General features: G+C 66.8%; 20 protein-coding genes. 18 read left to right on the forward strand and 2 right to left on the reverse strand.

What is annotated here, in order from left to right:
* Positions 1-36 precede the first annotated feature (36 nt).
* From ABIB38_RS18350 to ABIB38_RS18390, 9 genes are all read left to right on the forward strand, one after another.
* Positions 37-1,488 (forward strand): flagellin, encoded by a 1,452-nt coding sequence (locus ABIB38_RS18350; RefSeq protein WP_429206039.1) that lies wholly within the window; start codon positions 37-39, stop codon positions 1,486-1,488.
* An 87-nt stretch (positions 1,489-1,575) separates the two neighbouring features.
* Positions 1,576-1,947 (forward strand): flagellar protein FlaG, encoded by a 372-nt coding sequence (locus ABIB38_RS18355; RefSeq protein ID WP_429206041.1) that lies wholly within the window; start codon positions 1,576-1,578, stop codon positions 1,945-1,947.
* 175 nt (positions 1,948-2,122) lie between these two features.
* Entirely contained in the window at positions 2,123-4,762 is a 2,640-nt protein-coding gene (fliD, locus tag ABIB38_RS18360; protein ID WP_429206043.1) for a flagellar filament capping protein FliD, read from the forward strand.
* Between the two features lie 22 nt (positions 4,763-4,784).
* Entirely contained in the window at positions 4,785-5,237 is a 453-nt protein-coding gene (gene fliS / locus ABIB38_RS18365; RefSeq protein WP_429206045.1) for a flagellar export chaperone FliS, read from the forward strand.
* Positions 5,238-5,242: 5 nt separating this feature from the next.
* Entirely contained in the window at positions 5,243-5,581 is a 339-nt protein-coding gene (locus tag ABIB38_RS18370; protein ID WP_429206046.1) for a flagellar protein FliT, read from the forward strand.
* A 15-nt stretch (positions 5,582-5,596) separates the two neighbouring features.
* On the forward strand, positions 5,597-6,739 hold the full coding sequence (locus tag ABIB38_RS18375) for a flagellar hook-length control protein FliK (protein WP_429206048.1): 1,143 nt from the start codon (positions 5,597-5,599) through the stop codon (positions 6,737-6,739).
* The gene (locus ABIB38_RS18380) at positions 6,732-7,091 is read left to right on the forward strand and encodes an EscU/YscU/HrcU family type III secretion system export apparatus switch protein (RefSeq protein ID WP_429206049.1); all 360 of its coding nucleotides are present in this window, start codon (positions 6,732-6,734) and stop codon (positions 7,089-7,091) included. The genes ABIB38_RS18375 and ABIB38_RS18380 overlap by 8 nt, the downstream gene beginning before the upstream one ends.
* Positions 7,084-7,833 carry a flagellar brake protein gene (locus ABIB38_RS18385; protein ID WP_429206051.1) on the forward strand — a complete coding sequence of 250 codons (750 nt, stop codon included), beginning with the start codon at positions 7,084-7,086 and terminating at the stop codon, positions 7,831-7,833. Before ABIB38_RS18380 ends, ABIB38_RS18385 begins: the two co-directional genes overlap by 8 nt.
* A gap of 37 nt (positions 7,834-7,870) precedes the next feature.
* Positions 7,871-9,400: an HD domain-containing phosphohydrolase gene (locus ABIB38_RS18390; protein WP_429206053.1), complete on the forward strand. Its 1,530-nt coding sequence runs from the start codon at positions 7,871-7,873 to the stop codon at positions 9,398-9,400.
* A 50-nt stretch (positions 9,401-9,450) separates the two neighbouring features.
* On the opposite strand, the gene ABIB38_RS18395 is transcribed toward ABIB38_RS18390, so the two are convergent.
* A complete protein-coding gene (locus tag ABIB38_RS18395) occupies positions 9,451-10,353 on the reverse strand; it encodes a LysR family transcriptional regulator (protein WP_429206055.1) in 903 nt (300 codons plus the stop codon).
* Positions 10,354-10,458: 105 nt separating this feature from the next.
* Here ABIB38_RS18395 and sugE point away from each other — a divergent pair, with 105 nt between their 5' ends.
* On the forward strand, positions 10,459-10,779 hold the full coding sequence (sugE, locus tag ABIB38_RS18400; protein ID WP_429206057.1) for a quaternary ammonium compound efflux SMR transporter SugE: 321 nt from the start codon (positions 10,459-10,461) through the stop codon (positions 10,777-10,779).
* A 70-nt stretch (positions 10,780-10,849) separates the two neighbouring features.
* Here sugE and fliE read toward each other — a convergent pair whose 3' ends face one another.
* Positions 10,850-11,227, reverse strand: coding sequence for a flagellar hook-basal body complex protein FliE (gene fliE / locus ABIB38_RS18405; RefSeq protein ID WP_429206059.1), 378 nt, complete (start codon positions 11,225-11,227; stop codon positions 10,850-10,852).
* Positions 11,228-11,417: 190 nt separating this feature from the next.
* Here fliE and fliF point away from each other — a divergent pair, with 190 nt between their 5' ends.
* The 8 genes from fliF to fliM all read left to right on the forward strand — a co-directional run bounded on the left by fliF (position 11,418) and on the right by fliM (position 19,924).
* A complete protein-coding gene (gene fliF, locus ABIB38_RS18410) occupies positions 11,418-13,118 on the forward strand; it encodes a flagellar basal-body MS-ring/collar protein FliF (RefSeq protein ID WP_429206060.1) in 1,701 nt (566 codons plus the stop codon).
* Entirely contained in the window at positions 13,111-14,115 is a 1,005-nt protein-coding gene (fliG, locus tag ABIB38_RS18415; protein ID WP_429206062.1) for a flagellar motor switch protein FliG, read from the forward strand. Before fliF ends, fliG begins: the two co-directional genes overlap by 8 nt.
* Entirely contained in the window at positions 14,115-14,846 is a 732-nt protein-coding gene (gene fliH, locus ABIB38_RS18420) for a flagellar assembly protein FliH (RefSeq protein WP_429206063.1), read from the forward strand. Before fliG ends, fliH begins: the two co-directional genes overlap by 1 nt.
* Positions 14,846-16,273 (forward strand): flagellar protein export ATPase FliI, encoded by a 1,428-nt coding sequence (gene fliI, locus ABIB38_RS18425; protein WP_429206064.1) that lies wholly within the window; start codon positions 14,846-14,848, stop codon positions 16,271-16,273. Before fliH ends, fliI begins: the two co-directional genes overlap by 1 nt.
* A 36-nt stretch (positions 16,274-16,309) precedes the next feature.
* Positions 16,310-16,753: a flagellar export protein FliJ gene (gene fliJ / locus ABIB38_RS18430; RefSeq protein WP_429206065.1), complete on the forward strand. Its 444-nt coding sequence runs from the start codon at positions 16,310-16,312 to the stop codon at positions 16,751-16,753.
* Between the two features lie 7 nt (positions 16,754-16,760).
* Positions 16,761-18,071, forward strand: coding sequence for a flagellar hook-length control protein FliK (locus ABIB38_RS18435; protein WP_429206066.1), 1,311 nt, complete (start codon positions 16,761-16,763; stop codon positions 18,069-18,071).
* 329 nt (positions 18,072-18,400) lie between these two features.
* Positions 18,401-18,919 carry a flagellar basal body-associated protein FliL gene (gene fliL / locus ABIB38_RS18440; RefSeq protein ID WP_429206068.1) on the forward strand — a complete coding sequence of 173 codons (519 nt, stop codon included), beginning with the start codon at positions 18,401-18,403 and terminating at the stop codon, positions 18,917-18,919.
* Positions 18,920-18,940: 21 nt separating this feature from the next.
* Positions 18,941-19,924, forward strand: coding sequence for a flagellar motor switch protein FliM (gene fliM / locus ABIB38_RS18445; protein WP_429206070.1), 984 nt, complete (start codon positions 18,941-18,943; stop codon positions 19,922-19,924).
* The last annotated feature ends 41 nt before the right edge of the window (positions 19,925-19,965 follow it).

Below are 19,965 nucleotides of genomic sequence, written 5' to 3' on the forward strand. Positions count from 1 at the left end.
TGCACCCTGAAAGACCACGTCTCTGGAGTAGACACCATGGCATCCGTAATCAACACCAACGTCGCATCCCTCAACTCGCAGCGCAACCTGGCTACCTCGCAGTCGCAGCTGAACACCTCGATCCAGCGCCTGTCGTCGGGCCTGCGCATCAACAGCGCCAAGGATGACGCCGCCGGTCTCGCGATCTCCGACCGCATGCAGTCGCAGATCAAGGGCATGACGCAAGCCACCCGCAACGCCAACGATGCCGTATCGATGGCGCAAACCGCCGAAGGCGCCCTGTCGAGCTCGGGCGACATCCTGCAGCGTATCCGTGAGCTGGCAGTGCAGTCGTCGAACTCGTCGAACTCGTCCAGCGACCGCAAGGCCCTGCAAACCGAAGTTACCCAACTGACCTCGGAACTGAACCGCATCTCGAACACCACCGAATTCAACGGCCAGAAGCTGATGGACGGTTCGATGGGCACCGCGAACTTCCAGGTCGGCGCCAACGCAGGCCAGCTGATCTCGATGACCGGCTCGAACTTCACCACCTCGACCTACGGCAACAACAGCACCGACGTCGCAGCCAAGGCCACTAACGCCAGCTCGGCCAACGGCGTGGTGGCCGGCACCGTGACCATCAACGGCTCGCAAGGTTCGAAGGCCATCAACGTCGGCGCCGGGGATACCGCCAAGGCCACCGTTGACAAGATCAACACCGTCAGCGGCGATACCGGCGTGACCGCCACCGCCAAGACCGACGCCAACCTGGAACTGCTGGCGAACGAGTCGTACACGTTCACGATGCAGTCGGATAACGCCACTGCGGTGACGATCTCGTTCTCGGTGGGCACCAACGACGCCAACGGCCATGCCGGTGCGATCAGCGCCTTCAATGCCCAGTCGGCAAAGACCGGCGTCACCGCATCGTATGACTCAACCAACGGCGGCATCAAGCTGAGCCACGCCGACGGCAACGACGTCAAGCTGAAGAACACCTCGACCGGCGCCGCTGCGGGCGACGCCATGCTGGCGACCTACACCACCGCCGGCGCGCTGAGCGCTCAAGCTGAAACGAACGGCGCCAATGGCGCTACCGCGATGGGCAAGATCACCATGGACTCGGACAAGAGCTTCTCGGTGGTCGACGCGACCACCACCATGGGCCTGGGCGGCAATTCGGCGCTGAAGGCGGTGGCCGACCTCGACATCAGCACCTTCGAAGGCGCACAGGCCGCCATCAAGACCGCCGATGCCGCACTGTCCGCCGTGAACAGCCAGCGCGCAGAATACGGCGCACTGCAGTCGCGCTTCGAATCGGCGATCTCGAACCTGTCGTCGTCGACCGAGAACCTGTCGGCATCGCGCAGCCGCATCGTCGATACCGACTTCGCAGCCGAAACCGCGAAGATGACCCGCGGCCAGATCCTGCAGCAGGCCGGCACCTCGATGCTGGCCCAGGCCAACTCGCTGCCGAACGGCGTCCTGTCGCTGCTGCGTGGCTAATCGCTAACGAGCGGTAACGACAACGCGAAGTAAGCGGTTCCTCGGCTGGAGAAATTCAGCCGGGGAATTTTTACTAGGGGAATCGACATGCACATCCAATCATTGGGTTCGTCGCCCGCAACGAAACTGGACGACCGTCCGGTTGCGGTGGCCGGGCAGCCTGCGCCTGCGGACCGCCAGCCGGCCACGGATGCGCCAGCCTCCGTACCGGTCACCATATCGGGCACCGTATCGGGAAGGGACGCGGTGTCGGCAGCCGTGAAGAAACTCAACGAGGCCATGCCGCCTTCGGCCCAGAGCCTGGAATTCGAGATCGACGAGGGCAGCAAGGAGGTCGTCGTCAAGATCATCGACCAGAGCACCAAGGAGGTGGTTCGCCAGATCCCTACCGAGGAAGCCCTGGAAATGGCCAGGTCGATCGACAAGATGCAGGGATTGCTGATCCGGCAAACCGCCTGAACTTCCGTATCAGAAAGCGCCACATTCGCGAGAATGTGGCGCTTTTTTCATGTGCAAGCACGGCGCCGGCATATGGCTATTTCGCAAAATCAAAATAAAGCGACCTTTACCGCTCTTAAGTCCGGTTTGTTTCTGTCGATAATCACTTACGATATTGCTTTCACGGGAGAAACAAGTGGCCGTTAGTTCAACCTCACTCGACATCAACAGCATCGTCAGCCAACTGATGCAGGCTGAGGCCGCGCCGCTTGCCAATTATGACAAGAAGACCGCGGCGTTCCAGGCTCGTGCGGCCGCCCTCGCCCAAGTCAGCGCCGCGGTCGGCACCTTCCAGGGTGCGCTGACGAAGCTCAACACGTCTGCCACGTTCCAGGGCCTCGGCGCCGCCACCAGCAACAAGGACGTCTTGAGCGGGACCGCCGGCGCAGGCGCTGTGCCGGGCAAGTACAAGATCAACGTGACCCAGCTGGCGCAGGCCCAGAGCCTGAAGACGAACGGCTACGCCAGCACGACGTCGACCATCGGCGCCGGCGCCCCGACCACCCTCACCTTCCAGTTTGGCACCGTTACCGGCGGCACCTTCGGCGCCGCCGGTAACGCGCTGGGGCTGGCGGCGGCGGCAAGCGGCATCGCCAACGGTTCGCTGAACCTGAACGGCGTTTCCATCGGCACCGGCCCAACCACGCGCAGCGCCCGCGCGCTGGCGGAAGCCATCAATGCGCAATCCGACAAGACCGGCGTGGTCGCCACCGCCGGCGTCACCAGCACCGCTGCCGGCCTGTTCGAGAATTTTGGCGAGGTCAGCGTCGATGCGGGCTCCAGCTACACCCTGTCGGTGGGCGGCGTACAGCTGGCCAACCTGACCCCGGGCAGTACGCCGCTGACGGGCGCCGCCCTCGACACCGTACTGGCCGGCGCCAACACCCGCAATGCGCTGGCCGCCGCCAACATCACCTTCACCGGCAGCGCCGCCGACGGCACGTTGCAGTTTAGCGCTTCCGACGGTTCGACCATCGACGTGACCGAAGCCGTCACCGGCACCGTCCACGGCGGCATTGGACACGCCGACACTGCCGTGAATACCGGTGCAACCGTGACCGCGACCGCCGGCGTCACCCTGCGTTCGAACGACGGCAACCAGATCGTGGTCGGCGGCACCAACCCGGCCGCCGCCGGCTTTGCCGCAGGCAGCGTCGGCGCCCATATGGGATCGGGCTTTTCGCTCAACGGGGCCATCAACAGCAAGACGGTCACGCTTGGCGCCGGCGACCAGTCGCTGCAGGGCATTCGCGATGCGATCAACAAGGCCGACATGGGCGTGACCGCCACCATCGTGTCCGACGGCAGCGCCAAGCCGTATCACCTGGTGCTCACCTCGAACAAGACCGGTGAAGCGACGACGATGAAGATCAGCGTCGGCGGCGAAGACGGCAACCCGGCGGATCCGGCCATTGCCGCGATGCTCGGCTACGATCCGGCCGGCGTGCAGAACTTGACCCAGACGGCCGGCGCCCAGAGCACCAGGCTGAACATGAACGGCATCGAGATCAAGAGCGACAGCACCACGGTCACCGATGCGATCCAGGGCGTGACGCTGGACGTCACCTCGACCGGCAGCTCGACGCTGACGGTGTCCAAGGACACGGCGTCGATCACCACCGCGGTCAACGACTTCGTCAAGGCTTATAACGACCTGAACAAGACGATCGGCGGCCTGACCTCGTTCAACTCCACCAGCGGCAAGGGCGCCATCCTGCAGGGCGACGCCAGCGTGCGCACCATCCAGAGCCAATTGCGCCGCCAGATCAGCGCCGTGATGGAAGGCTCCGGCGGCAAGCTCAATTCGCTGAGCCAGATCGGCATCGGCTTCCAGCAGGACGGCAGCCTGAAGGTCGACTCCACCAAACTCAACAAGGCGATCAGCGAAAACGCGGCGGACTTCGGCGGCCTGTTCGCCGCCATGGGCTCGACCACCGACAGCATGATCAAGTTCGACAAGTCGAGCGCCGCCACCAAGGCGGGCACCTACGCGATCAACATCACCAGCCTGGCGACCCAGGGCAACCTGGTCAGCAGCGCCGCTCTCAGCGGCTCGACCACGATCGCCCCGAATACCGTCTGGCGCGTGACGCTGAACCAGACCGATCCGGTCACCGAAAGCAAGAGCCAGGAGATCAAGCTCCAGGCAGGCACCTACAGCAACGACGACCTGGCGGCCCTGATCCGCTCGGCGATCAACGGCAACTCCACCTTCGCCGGCGCCGGCGACACGGTCGAGGCCGCGGTCGGTGACGACGGCCGCCTGACGCTGTCGTCGAGCAAATATGGCGACATCTCGAACATTGAGATCGCCGGCATCAGCGGCAGCACGGTCGACAGCATCTTCGGGGCCGCCACGCCGACCAAGGGCAAGGACGTCGAAGGCACCATCGGCGGCGTGGCCGCCACCGGCAACGGTCAATCGCTGACCGCCGCAGCCGGCTCGGCGGCCGAAGGCATCCAGGTCTCGATCACCGGCGGCCTGGTCGGGGATCGCGGCAGCATCACCTTCTCGCAAGGCTTCGCTTACCAGCTGACCAACCTGGCGGCCGGCTTCATCGGCAAGGACAGTCTGCTCAAGAGCAAGACCGACGGCCTGGATGCCTCGATCAAATCGGTCGCCGCGCAGCGTGCACGCTTCGAGATGCGCCTGGAAAGCATGGAAAAACGCTATCGCGCGCAATTCGTCGCACTCGACGCCATGCTGTCCTCGATGCAGTCGACTTCTAACTACCTCACCCAGCAGTTGGCGAGCCTGTCCGCCAACCGGGGTTAATTCAGCATCACTGGAGAATTACATGTTTGGAACCCAGAAACGCGGCGTGGGCGCCTATGCGACGGTCGGCCTGGAAACCGGCGTCGCCTCGGCCTCGCCGCACAAACTGGTGGTCATGCTGTACGACGGCGTGATCGTCGCCCTGCTCAGCGCGATCAACGGCATCAAGTCGTCGAACATCGGCATCAAGGGCGCCGCGATTTCGAAGGCCATCACGATCATCGACAACGGCCTGCGCGCCTCGCTCGACAAGAAGGCCGGCGGCGACATCGCCGCCAACCTCGACGCGCTGTACGATTACATGAGCCGCCGCCTGCTGGAAGCGAACATCAAGAACGACGCGACGATCGTCGAGGAAGTGCACGGCCTGATGGCCGACCTGCGCGAAGCCTGGGTCCAGATCGGCGAGCAGCAGGCCGTGGCCGAGCCGATGCCGCCCGCGATCCAGCAAGCCCCCACCCTGATGAGCGCCTGAGAGAGATGACGACGATGACGATGAGCGGACAGGAAGTCGTGACCACTTACGAAACCATGGTCGGCATCACCGAGCGCATGCTCGATGCGGCCAGCGCCAGCGAGTGGGACCGCCTGGCCGAACTGGAGCAGGAATGCGCACGCCACGCGAACCGGTTGAAGGCGAATGAAGGCGGCGCGCCGCTGGGCGGCCAGGAACGCCTGCGCAAGGTCGACGCGATCCGCCGCATGCTCGACTTCGACCGCCAGATCCGCGACCTCACCACGCCATGGATGGCGCACTTGTCGACGCTGATGAAGAGCGCCTCGACCGAACGCCGCGTCGCGCGCGCCTACGGCGTCTGATGATGGGAGGGCTGGATGCTGCCGCGTGAACTCGTCGGCAGCGTCACGCCCGTCACCCCGGCGCGGCCGGCCGAGCAGGCCGTCGATCCGCGCCAGCAGGCGTTCGCGCGCGAGATCGCGCCGCTGCTGGGCAAGACCATCCACGGCGCGATCCAGGCGCGGCTGCTCGATGGGACGTTCGTCGTCCGGTTCGCCGACACCCAGGCCCGCATGCAGCTGCCTCCCGGCGCCCAGGTCGGCGCCGACGTGCCGCTGACCCTGGTCGGCCTGCATCCGCGTCCCACCTTCCAGGTCGGTTCACACACCACCACCGCCTTCGCCGAAGCCGGCCCCGCGCCGCAGGAGGACGCCGACGGCGCGCATGCGCCGCTGTCGTACCGCGAAGGCGCCGCCATCGGCCGCGCCGCCGGCCTGCTGGCATCAAGCGCGGCACTCGGCGCGCAAGCCTTCGCCGGCGGCGCCGAAGCGAAGAACACCACCTTGAGTCCCACCGCCCAGGCCCTGGCCGGCGTGCTGGCCGCAGCCCAGAAGGCCGACAGCCAGCTGTCCGCCATCGTCGGCCGCGCTCCGCTGGCGCCCGGCCCCGGGGCGGATCCAGCGGCGTTGGCGGCCGGCCTGCAGCAGGCCTTCGGCAAGAGCGGCCTGTTCTACGAATCGCACGTGGCCGAATGGGCGCGCGGCGCCCTGCCCCTGTCCGAGCTGGCGGGCGAGCCGCAGCAGCAGGCTGCGCAGGGCGGGGCACGCCCCAATGCGCAGGATCCCGCGACTGCGCAGTTCATCAGCATGCAGCTGGCGGCCCACGAACAATCGCACCTGTCATGGAAAGGCCAGCTGTGGCCGGGCCAGCCGATGGAGTGGGACGTGCAGCGCGAGGCCCATCAGGATGGTGACGGCAGCGGCGACGGCGAACAGGCGATCTGGCACTCGCGCCTGCGCCTGCGTTTTCCGCAGCTGGGCGAGCTCGAGGCGCAGCTGCGCATGGTGAACGGCGCCCTGCAGGTGCAGTTCGCGGCGGCCGACGAAGCCACCGCCGGCCTGCTGCGCGAGCACATGCCGGCACTGGCCGGCGCCCTCGACGCGGTGGGCACGCCGCTGGCCGGCTTCGACGCCCGTGCGCGCGCCGGAGCGGCCGAAGACCCGGATCACGATCATGCGTGAGCAGGGCGACAAGCGGCGCCAGAATGCCGTGGCGCTGGCCTACGGCGCCGGAGAACGCGCGCCGACCGTGGTGGCCAAGGGCTCCGGACTGGTCGCCGAGCAGATCATCCGGCGCGCCCAGGACGCCGGGGTGTTCGTGCACGAATCGAAAGAGCTGGTGTCGCTGCTGATGCAGGTGGATCTCGACCGCGAGATTCCTCCCGCCCTGTACCGGGCAATTGCAGAACTGTTGGCATGGCTATATCATATAGAGTCGGCTCGACAACACGATGATCTGTTGCCTCCCGCGCCCGATCCGACGCCCCACCTCCCATTGGCACCAGCGGCAAGGATAGATGCAAGCGATGATTGAAACAGAACTGGAAGACTGGCACGACTTTGAAGTAGCATCGCGCCGCGAGATCGTGGCGCTGCTGCGCCAGATCGGAGAAAAGAACCAGCTGATTCGCATGCTGATCAAGGGCGAGGCCGACGTCTGCGTCACCTCGATCCTGGCGGTCGACGAGGACAGCGGCACCGTGGTGCTGGACCGCTCGGTGGACCGCGCCCAGAACGAGCGCATCGTGGCCGCCGGCCGCGTGAAATGCGAGACGTCGCTCGACAAGATCCGCATCCTGTTCGGCGCCGACGGCCTGGCCGCCACCACCTGGCGCGGCGAGCCCGCGCTGCGCGCCGACATCCCGCCCACCCTGATCCGCCTGCAGCGGCGCGAGTACTACCGCATGCCGACCCCGGTCAGCAATCCGGTGCGCGCGCTGGTGCCGGTGCCGATCGACGCCGGCGGCGGCATGGGCGTGTTCCCGCTGCACGACATCAGCGTCGGCGGCATCGCCCTGCTCGACAACAAGCTTCAGCTGGGCGCCAGCATCGGCCGCGTGATCGAAGGCTGCCGCATCGAGCTGCCCGAGATCGGTCCGATCGCGACCTCGCTCGAGATCCGCAACTCGCTCGACCTCACCCTCCTGAACCAGAAGACCAGCCGCCGCCTGGGCTGCCAGTTCGTCGACATCTCGCGCGGCGCTCTGGCCGCCGTGCAGCGCTACATCACCAAGCTCGAACGCGAGCGCAACGCGAAGCTCGCCGGCCTGGCCTGAGGCCGGCCCTGCGCGGGCATTTCAGCGACGAAGATCGATGGACACGGCCGCGCGCGCATCTTCTCTTTCCCTGTCGTTTCCCGCGGCGCTTCTCCACGGCCACGACACCGCGACCCTGTCCCAGGCAATGGGACTGCTCGCCATCGTCGGCGACCTGGGCATGGGCCAGCCGCTCGATGGTTCGGCGCGCGCCGCGCGCCTGGCCGCGCGCGTGGCCGCGGCGGCCGGCGCCGGCGCCGCGGCGTGCGAGCATGCGCGCATGGTGGCGCTGCTGCGCTGGTCGGGCTGCACCGCCACCGCGGCCGGCTTCGCCGCGATGCTGGGCGACGACGTCGGCGCGCGCCACGCGCTGGTGAGCCGCACCCTCCATGCCCGGCAGGCGGCTCGCCTCTCCGACACCACCGGGCTGGCCGAGGTCCACTGCGAAGTGGCGGGCGACATCGCCGCCATGATGGGCTTGCCGGCCGCGGTCGAACGCGGCTTGCGCCACGTGTGGGAGCATGACGACGGCAGCGGCCTGCCGTCGCACCTGCGCGGCGCCGACGTGCCGGACGTGGTGCATCACGCGACGCTGGGCGGAGACCTCGACATCCTGGCGCGCGTGCATGGTGTCGACCGCGCGCTGGACATGATCGCGCAGCTGGGCGGCGTCAAGTATCCGGCGCGCCTGGTGGCGCTCGTGGCGCCGCACGCGCGCGCCTGGCTCGACGCGCTGGAGGCCGCCGAAGCGCCATCGTCGCAGCCGGATTTTCTTCCGGTATCGGCGTCGCTCACCCTGGTGGCCGACATGATCGAACTCAAGCTGCCCTGGCTGGCCGGCTATTCGCGCCGCGTCGCGTTGCTGGCGCAGGAAGCGGCGCAACTGGCGGGCCTGCCCGAGACGCAGCAGCGCGGCCTGGCGCGCGCCGCCCTGCTGCACGGGATCGGGCGCGCGGCGGTGACCAACACGGTGTGGGAGCGCAGCGGCAAACTGAGCGCCGCCGACTGGGAAGCGGTGCGCCTGGTGCCCTACTGGACCGCGCGCGCCGGCAGCCGCATCGACGGCCTGGGACCGGACGCGCAACTGGCGTCGCACGTCTACGAGCGGCTCGACGGCAGCGGATACTTTCGCAGCCTGGACGCGGGCGCCCTCGGCGCGCCGCAGCGCCTGCTGGGCGCGGCCGCCGCCTGGGTGGCGCTGCGCTCGCCGCGGCCATGGCGCGCCGCCCATGCGCCGGCGGCGGCCGGCGCCCTGCTCGCGGCCCAGGTGACGGGCGGCCGCTTCGACCGCGCCACGGTGGACGCCGTGCTGGCCGCGGCGGCAGGCGTTCGCGCCGCGCCGGGAAATGGAATAGCAGATGCGGGTGCGAACGCCGCAGCCGGCGCGCCGGTGCGCGCCACGCTGTCGGCGCGCGAGACCGAGGTATTGCGGCGCATCAGCCTCGGGGAGAGCAACAAGGCGGCCGCGCGCGCCATGCGCCTCAGCCCCAGCGCCGTGCGCACCCACGTCGAGAGCATCTTCGGCAAGCTCGATTGCACCACCCGCGCCGCCGCCACCCTCAAGGCCCTGACCCTCGGCCTGATCTGAGGCCGCAATCGGCTCGAGCGGCGCGCGGGACAGGTCGCCGCGCAGCGGCGTCAGGACGAATGCATGCGGCGCTCGTTCAGCAGGGCCACGAAGCGCCGCGCCGCCAGCCCCTGGGGACGGTTGTTCGCCCACACCACGTCGACGAACAACGTCATGATGTTGGTGAAATTGGCGGAAGGAATGTGCACCAGCTGGCCATCCGCCAGCGGCGTGAGCACGAAGCCGGCGGGCAGCCAGGCCCAGCCCAGGCCCGCCGTCACCAGGCTCAGTGCGGCGACCGGATTGTCGGTCTTCCACTGCAGGCGCGACATGGCGATGCGCTTGTCGACCTGGTCGGCGTGGCGGCCGGCCATGACGATCTGGCGCTCGCCCAGCAGGTGCTGGTCGCGGATCGCGCCGGCCGGTACACGCGCCAGCAGCGGGTGATCGGGCGCCAGCACCGCCACCAGGGTTTCACGGGCTACTTCCTGGAAACCTTCGCGCGGATCCATGCCGTAGCGCTCGAACACCAGCGCCAGGTCGGCGCGGCCATCCTGCAACATCGCCAGGGCATCGGCTTGCGCGGCGCTCAAGACGTTCACTTCCAGTAAGGGAAACGCCTCGGAGAGCGCACGCAGCGCGTCGTGCCAGGGCGCGGCGGCCATCAGCTCGGGCACCAGAACCAGGGTCAGCGAAGGTTCGAGGTCCTGGCTCAGCGACAGCGCGTGCTGGTTCAGCAGCCGCAATTGCTCGACCAGCAGGCGCGCCTGCGGCAGCAACGCCAGCGCGTGTTCGGTGGGACGCGGTTCGCGGCCGCCGCGGTCGAACAGCTCGAGGCCGAGCTCGGCCTCCAGGTTGGCGATGGACATGCTGACGGCCGAGGGCACGCGCCCGAGCGCGCGGGCGGCGGCCGAGAATGAGCCGTGGTCCACGGCGGCGAGCAGGATGCGCAGGTGGTCGAGATCGAAAGCCATCTATCAATCATACTGACAGCTGCTGACTTTTTCCATCACCCTGATTCACATAAGATGCGTTTCCATCAGCGGCAAGGTCTGCCGCATCCATTCGAGGAGAGCATCATGGTGTGGTTGGTATTGTTTCTTGCAGGGTTGTTCGAAGTGTGCTGGGCCGTCGGCTTGAAGTACACGGAAGGGTTCACCCGCCCGTGGCCCACGGTCGGCACCGTGGTGGCGATGGCGATCAGCTTCGTCCTGCTGTCGCAGGCGATGAAGACGCTGCCGCTGGGAACGGCCTATGCGATCTGGACCGGCATTGGCGCGGTCGGCACCGCCCTGGTGGGCATCGTCCTGTTCGGCGAATCGGCCAACCCGGCGCGCATCGCCTGCATCGGCCTGATCGCGGCCGGCATCATCGGACTGAAACTGGCGACGCCGGCCTGACTGAAAGCGCCGGTGCGCCCGGCCGGGTTCTTCCCTGCGCGGCGCTCGGGGGAAGGGGCGCCCGGCGCTATCACACCTGCATATTCATGATGTCGTGGTATGCCGACACCAGTTTGTTGCGCACCTGCACCGTCGCCTGGAAGGCAATGCTCGATTTCTGCATCGCGACCATGGTGTCCGACAGGCTCACCGTGTCGTCGCCCATGGTGAAACGCCGGCTGAGCGCCTGCGCCTCGGCCGAGCGATTGCTCACGCCCTGCAGGGAGTTGTGCAAGGCTTCCGCGAAATCGAGCTTGACCGCGGACTTGCCGCCGACCGCGCCGGCACTGCCAAGCCCGCCAGGGGCGACCGGCCCCGCCGACTCCGGCTTGGTGGCCGCCGTCTTCAACTGCTCCATCATGGCCTGGATGCGGCTACTGTCGATGCCGCCGATACCGCCAATACTCATGTTACCCTCCTGCATGTTATTGCTTTGTGGAATCATCCACAAATGCACTCAGGAAAGCAGAATAGCAGCGCAAGCGCCAGTTTCACCCGTGAGTTAGGGCGGTAAACGCCCCCTATTTCGGGATTTGAATGTTGCCCCTGGGCTCCATAATGCTGTCTGTTCCCTATCCATTCACCTGAATCCATCAACCATGGCAGCAACTGCGGAAGACCTTCTCGACACCACCCAGGGCCAGCCCCCGGCTGCGCCCCCGTCGTTTTTCCAGACGACCATGGGCAAGCGCGTCGCCGTCGGCGGCGGCATCGCGCTGATCCTGGCGCTGATGCTGGCGGTCTGGATGTGGAGCCAGGCGCCCGAGTACCGCGTGCTGTTCTCCAATTACAGCGACCGCGACGGTGGCGCGATCACCGCATCGCTCGACCAGATGGGGGTGCAATACAGGTTTTCCGAAGGCGGCAGCGCGATCCTGGTGCCGGCCGAGCAGATCCACGACCTGCGCCTGAAGCTGGCCGCGCAAGGCCTGCCGAAGGGCGGCAACGTCGGCTTCGAGCTGATGGAAAACCAGAAGCTGGGCGTGTCGCAATTCCTGGAACAGGTCAACTACCAGCGCTCGCTCGAAGGCGAGCTGGCGCGTTCGATCCAGTCGCTGGGCTCGGTGAGCAACGCGCGCGTCCACCTGGCGCTGCCGAAGCCGTCCGTGTTCGTGCGCGACCAGCAAAAGCCGACCGCCTCGGTGCTGCTCAACCTGCAACCGGGCCGCGCCCTGGATCCGGGCCAGGTCAGCGCCATCTCGCACCTGGTCGCGTCCAGCGTGCCTGAACTGACCATCGGCAACGTGACCGTGGTCGACCAGAACGGCAACCTGCTGTCCGAGCAGGCCGGCAAGGGCGCCGGCAACAAGATGCTGGATGCCACCCAGCTGAAGTACGTCGACCAGGTCCAGCAGAACATCATCAAGCAGGTCGAATCGATCATCAAGCCGCTGGTCGGCGAAGGCAATGTCCGCGCCGAAGCGACCGCCGAGGTGGACTTCGCCCAGGTCGATACCGCGGCCGAAATGTACAAGCCGAATTCGCCGCCGGAACCGCAGGCCATCCGCAGCCAGCAGACCTCGGAGACGCTGGGCGCCGGCGCCGGCCCGTCGGGCATCCCGGGCGCGCTGTCGAACCAGCCGCCGGGCGTGAACACCGCGCCGATCGACGGCGAGCCGCCGGCCGAAGCGCCTGCCGCCACCGGCCCGAGCACCAAGAACGCCACCATGAATTACGAGCTGGACAAGACCATCCGCTACGAGCAGCGGCCGATGGGCGGCATCAAGCGCCTGACGGTCGGCGTGGTGGTCAACTACCGCCGCATCGTCGACCCGGCCACCGGCAAGGTCACCGTGCGTCCGCTGGCGGCCAACGAGGTGGCCCAGATCAACGAGCTGGTCAAGCAGGCCATGGGGTACAACCAGGCGCGCGGCGACACCCTGAATGTGACCAACGCGCCGTTCGACGGTGTGGACAAGCCGGCCGATCCGGTGGTAGAACCGGACTGGTGGCGCGACCCGGCGAACATGCCGCTGTTCAAGGACCTGGCCCGCTACGCTTTCGTGTTCGCCGTGATCGCCTTCCTGTACTACCGCTTCCTGCGTCCGCTGCTGCGTCCGGCGATCAAGAAGTTCGACGAAGCGACCGCGATCCCGGAAGATCAGAAGGCGGAAGAACTGGCCGCGGGCGAGGCACTGGGCGAAGGTGCCGCGGCGGACGAGGAAGACCTCGCGGACGAAGAGAAGGTTCGCCGCGACATGGGTTACCGCGAGAACCTGAAGTTGGCGAAGGACCTGGCAAACGAAGATCCGCGCATCGTCGCAAACGTCATCAAGGCATGGTTGGGTACAAATGAGTGATAAAGACAAGGAAGGCACGAACAAGGCGGCGATCCTGATGCTGGCCCTGGGCGAGGCCGAAGCGGCCGAGGTGATGAAGTACCTCGGCCCGCGCGAGGTGCTCAAGCTGGGCGCGGCGATGGCGCAGATGAAGGCGGTGCAGCACGGCCAGGTGGTCACGGTGCTCGAAGAGTTCGTCGAAGAGACCAATCTGCACTCGACCGTCGGGCTCGATTCGGACGAGTACATCCGCCAGGTGCTGACCAAGGCCCTGGGCGACGACAAGGCGGCCGTCCTGCTGAACCGCATTCTCGGTGGCAAGGATGCCTCGGGCATCGAGAGCCTGAAGTGGATGGACTCGGTCTCGGTGGCCGAGCTGATCCGCAACGAGCACCCGCAGATCATCGCCACCATCCTGGTCCACCTCGAGCGCGACCAGGCGTGCGAAATCCTGGCAAACTTTACCGAGCGCCTGCGCAACGACGTCGTGCTGCGCATCGCCACCCTGGACGGCGTGCAGCCGGCCGCCCTGCGCGAGCTGAACGACGTGCTGACCAAGCTGTTGTCGGGTAACGAACACATCAAGAAGTCCTCGCTGGGCGGCGTGCGCACCGCGGCCGAGATCCTGAACTTCATGAGCGGCGAGCAAGAGCAAGCCGTGATGGACAATATCAAGAACTACGACAACGATATGGCGCAGAAGATCATGGACGAGATGTTCGTGTTCGACAACATCATCGACATCGACGACCGCGGCATCCAGCTGCTGCTGCGTGAAGTGCAGTCCGAGATGCTGATCATCGCGCTGAAAGGCGCCTCGCAGGATCTGCGCGAGAAGATCTTCAAGAATATGTCGCAGCGTGCCAGCGAAATGATGCGCGAAGACCTGGAATCGAAGGGGCCGGTGCGCCTGTCCGAAGTGGAATCGCAGCAAAAGCAGATCCTGCAGATTGTGCGTCGTCTGTCCGACGAAGGCCAGATCGTGTTGGGCGGCAAGGGTGAGGATTCGTTCGTCTGATGGCCATACCGAAAGAACAGCAGAGCGCCTACCAGCGCTGGGAAATGGCGTCGTTCGGCGACGACCGTCCCAGCACGCTCGCACGCCGCGCTGCCGAGGCCGAGGCGGCGGCGCCGCCTGCCGACGCCACGCCCGCCCTGCCGCCGGGATTCAGCCTGCCCAGCGTCGAAGAACTGGAAGCGATGCGCGAAGCGGCGCGCCAGGAAGGTTTCGCGCAGGGACTCGACGAAGGCCGCGCCCAGGGCCATGCCGAGGGCCGCGCACAGGGTTACGCCGAAGGCGCCGAGGCCGGCCAGCGTGAAGCCGCGGCCGAACTGGAGCAGCTGCGCCAGGTGGCCGCCAGCTTCGGCGACGCCATCGCCCAGGCCGACGAGACCATCGCGCGCGACCTGCTCGACCTCGCCCTGCGCCTGGCGCGCGGCATGGTGCGCACCGGTTTCGAGGTGCGCCCGGAACTCATCCTGTCGGTAGTGCGCGACGCCATCGACCAGCTGCCCGTGCTGCAACAGCCGGCCGTGCTCACCCTGCATCCGCTGGACGCCGAACTGGTGCGCCACGGCATGGCCGAAGAATTGAGCAAAGGCGGCTGGCGCATCGTCGAGAACGGGTCCATCGGGCGCGGCGGCTGCAAGGTCGAGACCGCCACTAACCAGATCGATGCGCAAGCCGCGGCGCGCTGGAACCGCCTGACCCACGCGCTGGCCGCCAACGTCGAGTGGCTGGGCGACTGATGGACGAGCGCACCCCTGCCCGCGAACGCGGCGACGCTGGCGGCGACCCGCATACCGGGCGCTGGAAATCCTATCTGCGCGACTGCGACACCCTGGTCGGCTTCGCCGATCCGCTGCAAGTGTCGGGCCGCGTCACGCGCGTGGCCGGCCTGGTGATGGAATGCGTCGGCCTGCGCCTCGCGGTCGGCGCCGCCGCCACGATCCCCACCGCCAGCGGCTTCATCGAGGCCGAAGTGGTCGGCTTCGAGGGCGAGCGCCTGTTCCTGATGCCGCAAAGCGATACCGAGGGCGTGGTGCCCGGTTCGCGCGTCTTCCCGGTCGAGAGCGTACTGCCGCCGCCGGGCACCGTGCCGCACGGACGGCGGCGTCCGCAAGACCGCGCGCGCCACCTGCCGGTCGGCATGCAGCTGCTGGGCCGCGTGGTCGATGGCGCCGGCCGTCCGCTCGACGGCCTCGGTCCGCTCGGCACGTCCGAGGTGGGGCCGCTCAATGCGCGGCCGGTCAATCCGCTCGACCGCGCGCCGATCAAGGACACGCTCGACGTCGGCGTGCGCGCCATCAATGCGATGCTGACCGTGGGCCGCGGCCAGCGCCTGGGCCTGTTCGCCGGCACCGGCGTCGGCAAATCGGTGCTGCTGGGGATGATCGCACGCTATACCGAAGCCGACGTCATCGTGGTCGGACTCATCGGCGAACGTGGGCGCGAGGTCAAGGAATTCATCGACCAGATCCTGGGACCCGAAGGCCGCGCCCGCTCGGCCGTGGTGGCGGCGCCGGCCGACTCGCCGCCGCTGCTGCGCCTGCAGGGGGCGGCCTACGCCACGGCAATCGCCGAGCATTTCCGCGACCAGGGCAAGAACGTGATGCTGATCATGGATTCGCTGACCCGCTATGCGATGGCGCAGCGCGAGATCGCGCTGGCGATCGGCGAGCCGCCGGCCACCAAGGGCTACCCGCCATCGGTATTCGCCAAGCTGCCGGTGCTGGTCGAGCGCGCCGGCAACGGCCTGGAAGGCGGCGGCTCGATCACGGCCTTCTATACCGTGCTGTCCGAAGGCGACGACCAGCAGGATCCGATCGCCGATGCGGCGCGCGGCATTCTCGACGGCCACATCGTGCTCGATCGCCACCTGGCCGAGGCCGGGCATTATCCGGCGATCGACATCGAACAGTCCATTTCGCGGGCGATGCACTCGATCACGACCCACGAACACCAACTCGCGGCGCGCAAGCTGAAGCAATTGTATTCACGCTACCAGCGCTCGCGCGACCTGATCAATGTCGGCGCCTATGCCGCCGGCAGCGACCCGGTGCTCGACCAGGCGATCGCGAAGCATGCGGCCATCGAGGAATTCCTGTGCCAGGAAATCCACGACAACGCCACGCTTCCCGAGAGCTTGGGCCAACTTTCCTCGCTATTCGACTGATTGGCAAGAATTGTCCAGCGTTAAAATCGCTGCACCATGGCCCAATTATCCGCACTCGAAACACTGATTGACCTGGCGCAGAAGGATTCCGATGCCGCCGCCAGGCGCCTGGGCGCGGCCAACAAACTGGTCGAGGAAGCCGAGCAGAAGCTGGAGATGCTGGTCGGCTACCGCGACGAATATGCGCGCAAGCTGGACGCGGCCCAGGTCGCCGGGATCACGCCGTTTGCGTACCACAACTTCGTTGCCTTTATCGGCAAGCTGGACAATGCCCTGGATGGCCAGCGCGACGTGTTGAAGCATGCCCGGTTCAAGGCGGAGACCGAGCGCAAGACATTGCAGGAAAGCGAACGCAAGCGCTTGTCGTATCGCACGCTGAACGAACGCGCCGCGAGCGAGGCGCTCAAGGCACAGAACAAGCGCGACCAGAAACTGATGGACGACCACGCGGCGCGTGGCGCCCGCTACCAACAACGCTGAGCGAAACATGACGACGCAGACCACGAATCTCCTGTTCCAGACCACCGGCGCCAGTGCTGGCGCGCCACGCGGCGCGAATCCGGACCGGCTGGCCGACAGCGCACGCGGCAATGGCGCCTTCGGCGCCACCCTGTCGCGCGAACTGGCGGCGCGCCAGCAGGCGCCGCAGCCCCAGCCCCAGACCCCGGCTGCCCAGCAGCCGAAGCCGGCCGCGCAGCAGCAATCGACGCCGAAAGCCGCCGACAAGCCCGCCAACCGCGAGCCGGTGCGCGAGCAGGCAAACAAGGCCGGCGCCAGGCCGGCCGGCCCCGACGGCGAAGCGAAGACCACGAAACCGGCGTCGGCCGAGGGCAAGGAAGAAGCCGAGACAGCGCAAGGTGCGGCCGAAGGCGCGGCCGAGGCCGCCGCTGCGGCGACGACGCCGGTCACCGACATGCTGGCCTTCATGGCCAGCCTGACCCGGCCCGCGGCGGCCGACGCCGCTGCCGTGTCGCCTGACGCCGCCGCTGCCGGCGACCTGCAATCGACGGCGCTGGAAGGCGCGCTCGAGCGCATGACCGGCGCGGCAGGCAGCACGGGCGCTGACGCCGCGGCCGGCGCCGCCGCCGTCACCGACCAGCTCGGCAAAGGCGTCTCGCTGGCCGCCGGCGTGCAGCGCGCACCAAGCGACCCGAACGCGTCCCAGGCCCAGGCCGGCGCCCTGCCGGAAGGCCTGCAGGATGCCGCCCAGTTCCAGACCCAGCTGCGCGAAAGCCAGCAGCAGGTCGCCACGCGCATCGAGGACGCCCCGGCTCCGCTGGCCCAGCTGCAGGCCCAGGCCGCCAGGATGGCGGATGCGGTGGGCAACCCGGCCGCCGTGCCGGGCGACCGCATCCCGGCCCGGATGGGCAGCCAGGCCTGGGACAACCAGGTCAGCCAGCGCATCGTCTACATGGTCGGCAAGGAGCAGGCCGCCACCCTGACCCTGAACCCGCCCGACCTGGGACCGGTCCAGATCGTGCTCAACGTGAGCAATGACCAGGCCAGCGTGGCCTTCTCGGCCGAGCAGCTGGAAGTGCGCCAGGCCCTGGAAAACGCCCTGCCGCGCCTGCGCGAGATGATGAGCGAGAGCGGCATCGCCCTGGGTAACGCGACGGTCGACGCCGGCGCACGCCAGCAGCAGGACTGCGAACGCCAGGCGCCGGGCGGCGCAAACGCCAATGGCAGCCTGGCCGGCAACGGCACTGGCGGCGAAGGCGAGGCCGCGGTGAACGAAGCGGCGCCGCGTACCCGCACCGTGGGCCTGGGCGAGCGCGGGATGGTCGATCTGTTCGCGTAATTCCGGCCCGCAGCTTCAATATGTCGTTCCCGCGCAGGCGGGAACCCAAGTCCTTTGTGCTGCAACTTACGTCGAACGTCATCGCTGAGCATGTAACCTTGGGTTCCCGCCTACGCGGGAACGACGTTTTAAGGGTAGCAAAAGAAATAACGCGACCACGGAACGTCATCCCTTTTTCATTCCGTCATCGCGCGCCTGCAACAATTCCGGATTTACTGCCTCTTCCGCCCTCTTTTCTAGGCTTGCCCGAGTGCATCTTTCGGCGACAATGCCATAATGTTGTACCCATCCACCAGCACTGAAGACCAAACTTGAAAGCGAATCCGAAAATGAAGGCTGATCCGAAAGCGGACGCGGCTGCAGCGGCGCCGGCCGGCTCGAAGAAAAAGCTCATCATCATGATCGTCGCCGCGATCCTCGTGCTTGGCGCGGGCGTCGGCGGCGGCTGGTATTTCAGTCAGTCTTCGGCCGCCCATGGCGAAGAAGCCCCAACCAAGGAAACCAGGAAGAAGAAAAAGAAAGACCCGGCGGCCAAGCCAGAATACGTGCCGATCGAGGCCTTCACCGTCAACCTGCAGCCCGAGAACGGCGAGCAGTATTTGCAGGTACAGTTCACCCTACAGGTCCAGGGTGCCGAACAGGCGACCATGGTGAAGGACAATATGGCGATGGTGCGCAATCGCGTGCTGCTCCTGTTGTCGAGCAAAAAGGCGTCCGACATCAATACGGTGGAAGGCAAGCGGCAATTGGCGTCCGAAATCCAGGCGGCGGTCACCGAGCCGTTCGAAAAACAGGGCGACGAACAGGAAGTGTCCGACGTATTATTCACTTCGTTCATCATCCAGTAAGCATCCAGACAACACGACGACATGGCCGATAATTTCCTCTCACAGGAAGAAGTCGATGCCCTCTTAAAAGGGGTCAACGGCGATCAGGACGACATTGCGACGCCTGAAGACACCTCGGGGGTACGCACCTATAACCTGGCAACGCAGGAGCGCATCGTGCGCGGCCGCATGCCGACGCTCGAGATCATCAACGAGCGTTTCGCCAGGTATCTGCGGGTCGGCCTGTTCAACTTCCTGCGCCGCAGCGCCGAAGTCTCGGTCGGCTCGGTGCGGGTGTCGAAGTACAGCGAGTTCATTCGCAACCTGGTGGTGCCGACCAACCTGAACCTGATCCACATGAAGCCGCTGCGCGGCACCGCCCTGATGGTGTTCGATCCGGGCCTGGTGTTCCTGCTGGTGGACAATCTGTTCGGCGGCGACGGGCGTTTCCACACCCGCGTCGAGGGCCGCGACTTTACCCAGACCGAGCAGCGCATCATCATGCGCATCCTCGACATCGTGTTCGAGGCCTACGGCAAGTCGTGGGAGCCGGTGTATCCGATCGAGTTCGAGTACATCCGCTCCGAGATGAACACCCAGTTCGCGAACATCGCGACCCCGAACGAAGTCGTGGTGTCCTGCACCTTCACGGTCGAGCTGGGCTCGGTGTCGGGCCAGATCCATTTCTGCATGCCCTACTCGATGATCGAGCCGATCCGCGATGCGCTGACCTCGAGCATCCAGGGCGAGGCGCTGGAAGTCGACAAGCGCTGGGTGCGCCTGCTGACGCAGCAGATCCAGGTCGCCGAGGTCGAGCTGGTCGCGGTGCTGGGCAACGGCAAGGCGAACTTCGACGAGATCCTGAACATGAAGATTGGCGACGTGATCCCGATTACGGTGCCGGAGCTGCTGCAGGCCACGGTCGACGGCGTGCCGGTGATGGATTGCAGTTACGGCGTGCACAACGGGCAATATGCGCTGAAGGTCGAGAAGCTGCTCGCCAATAGCGACACCTTCAGCAAGTAATCGATATGCCTGGCCGGGCGCAGGGCGCCGGCCGGGGCAAT

Source organism: Massilia sp. UYP11 (assembly GCF_050434805.1).
Lineage (GTDB): Bacteria > Pseudomonadota > Gammaproteobacteria > Burkholderiales > Burkholderiaceae_D > Telluria.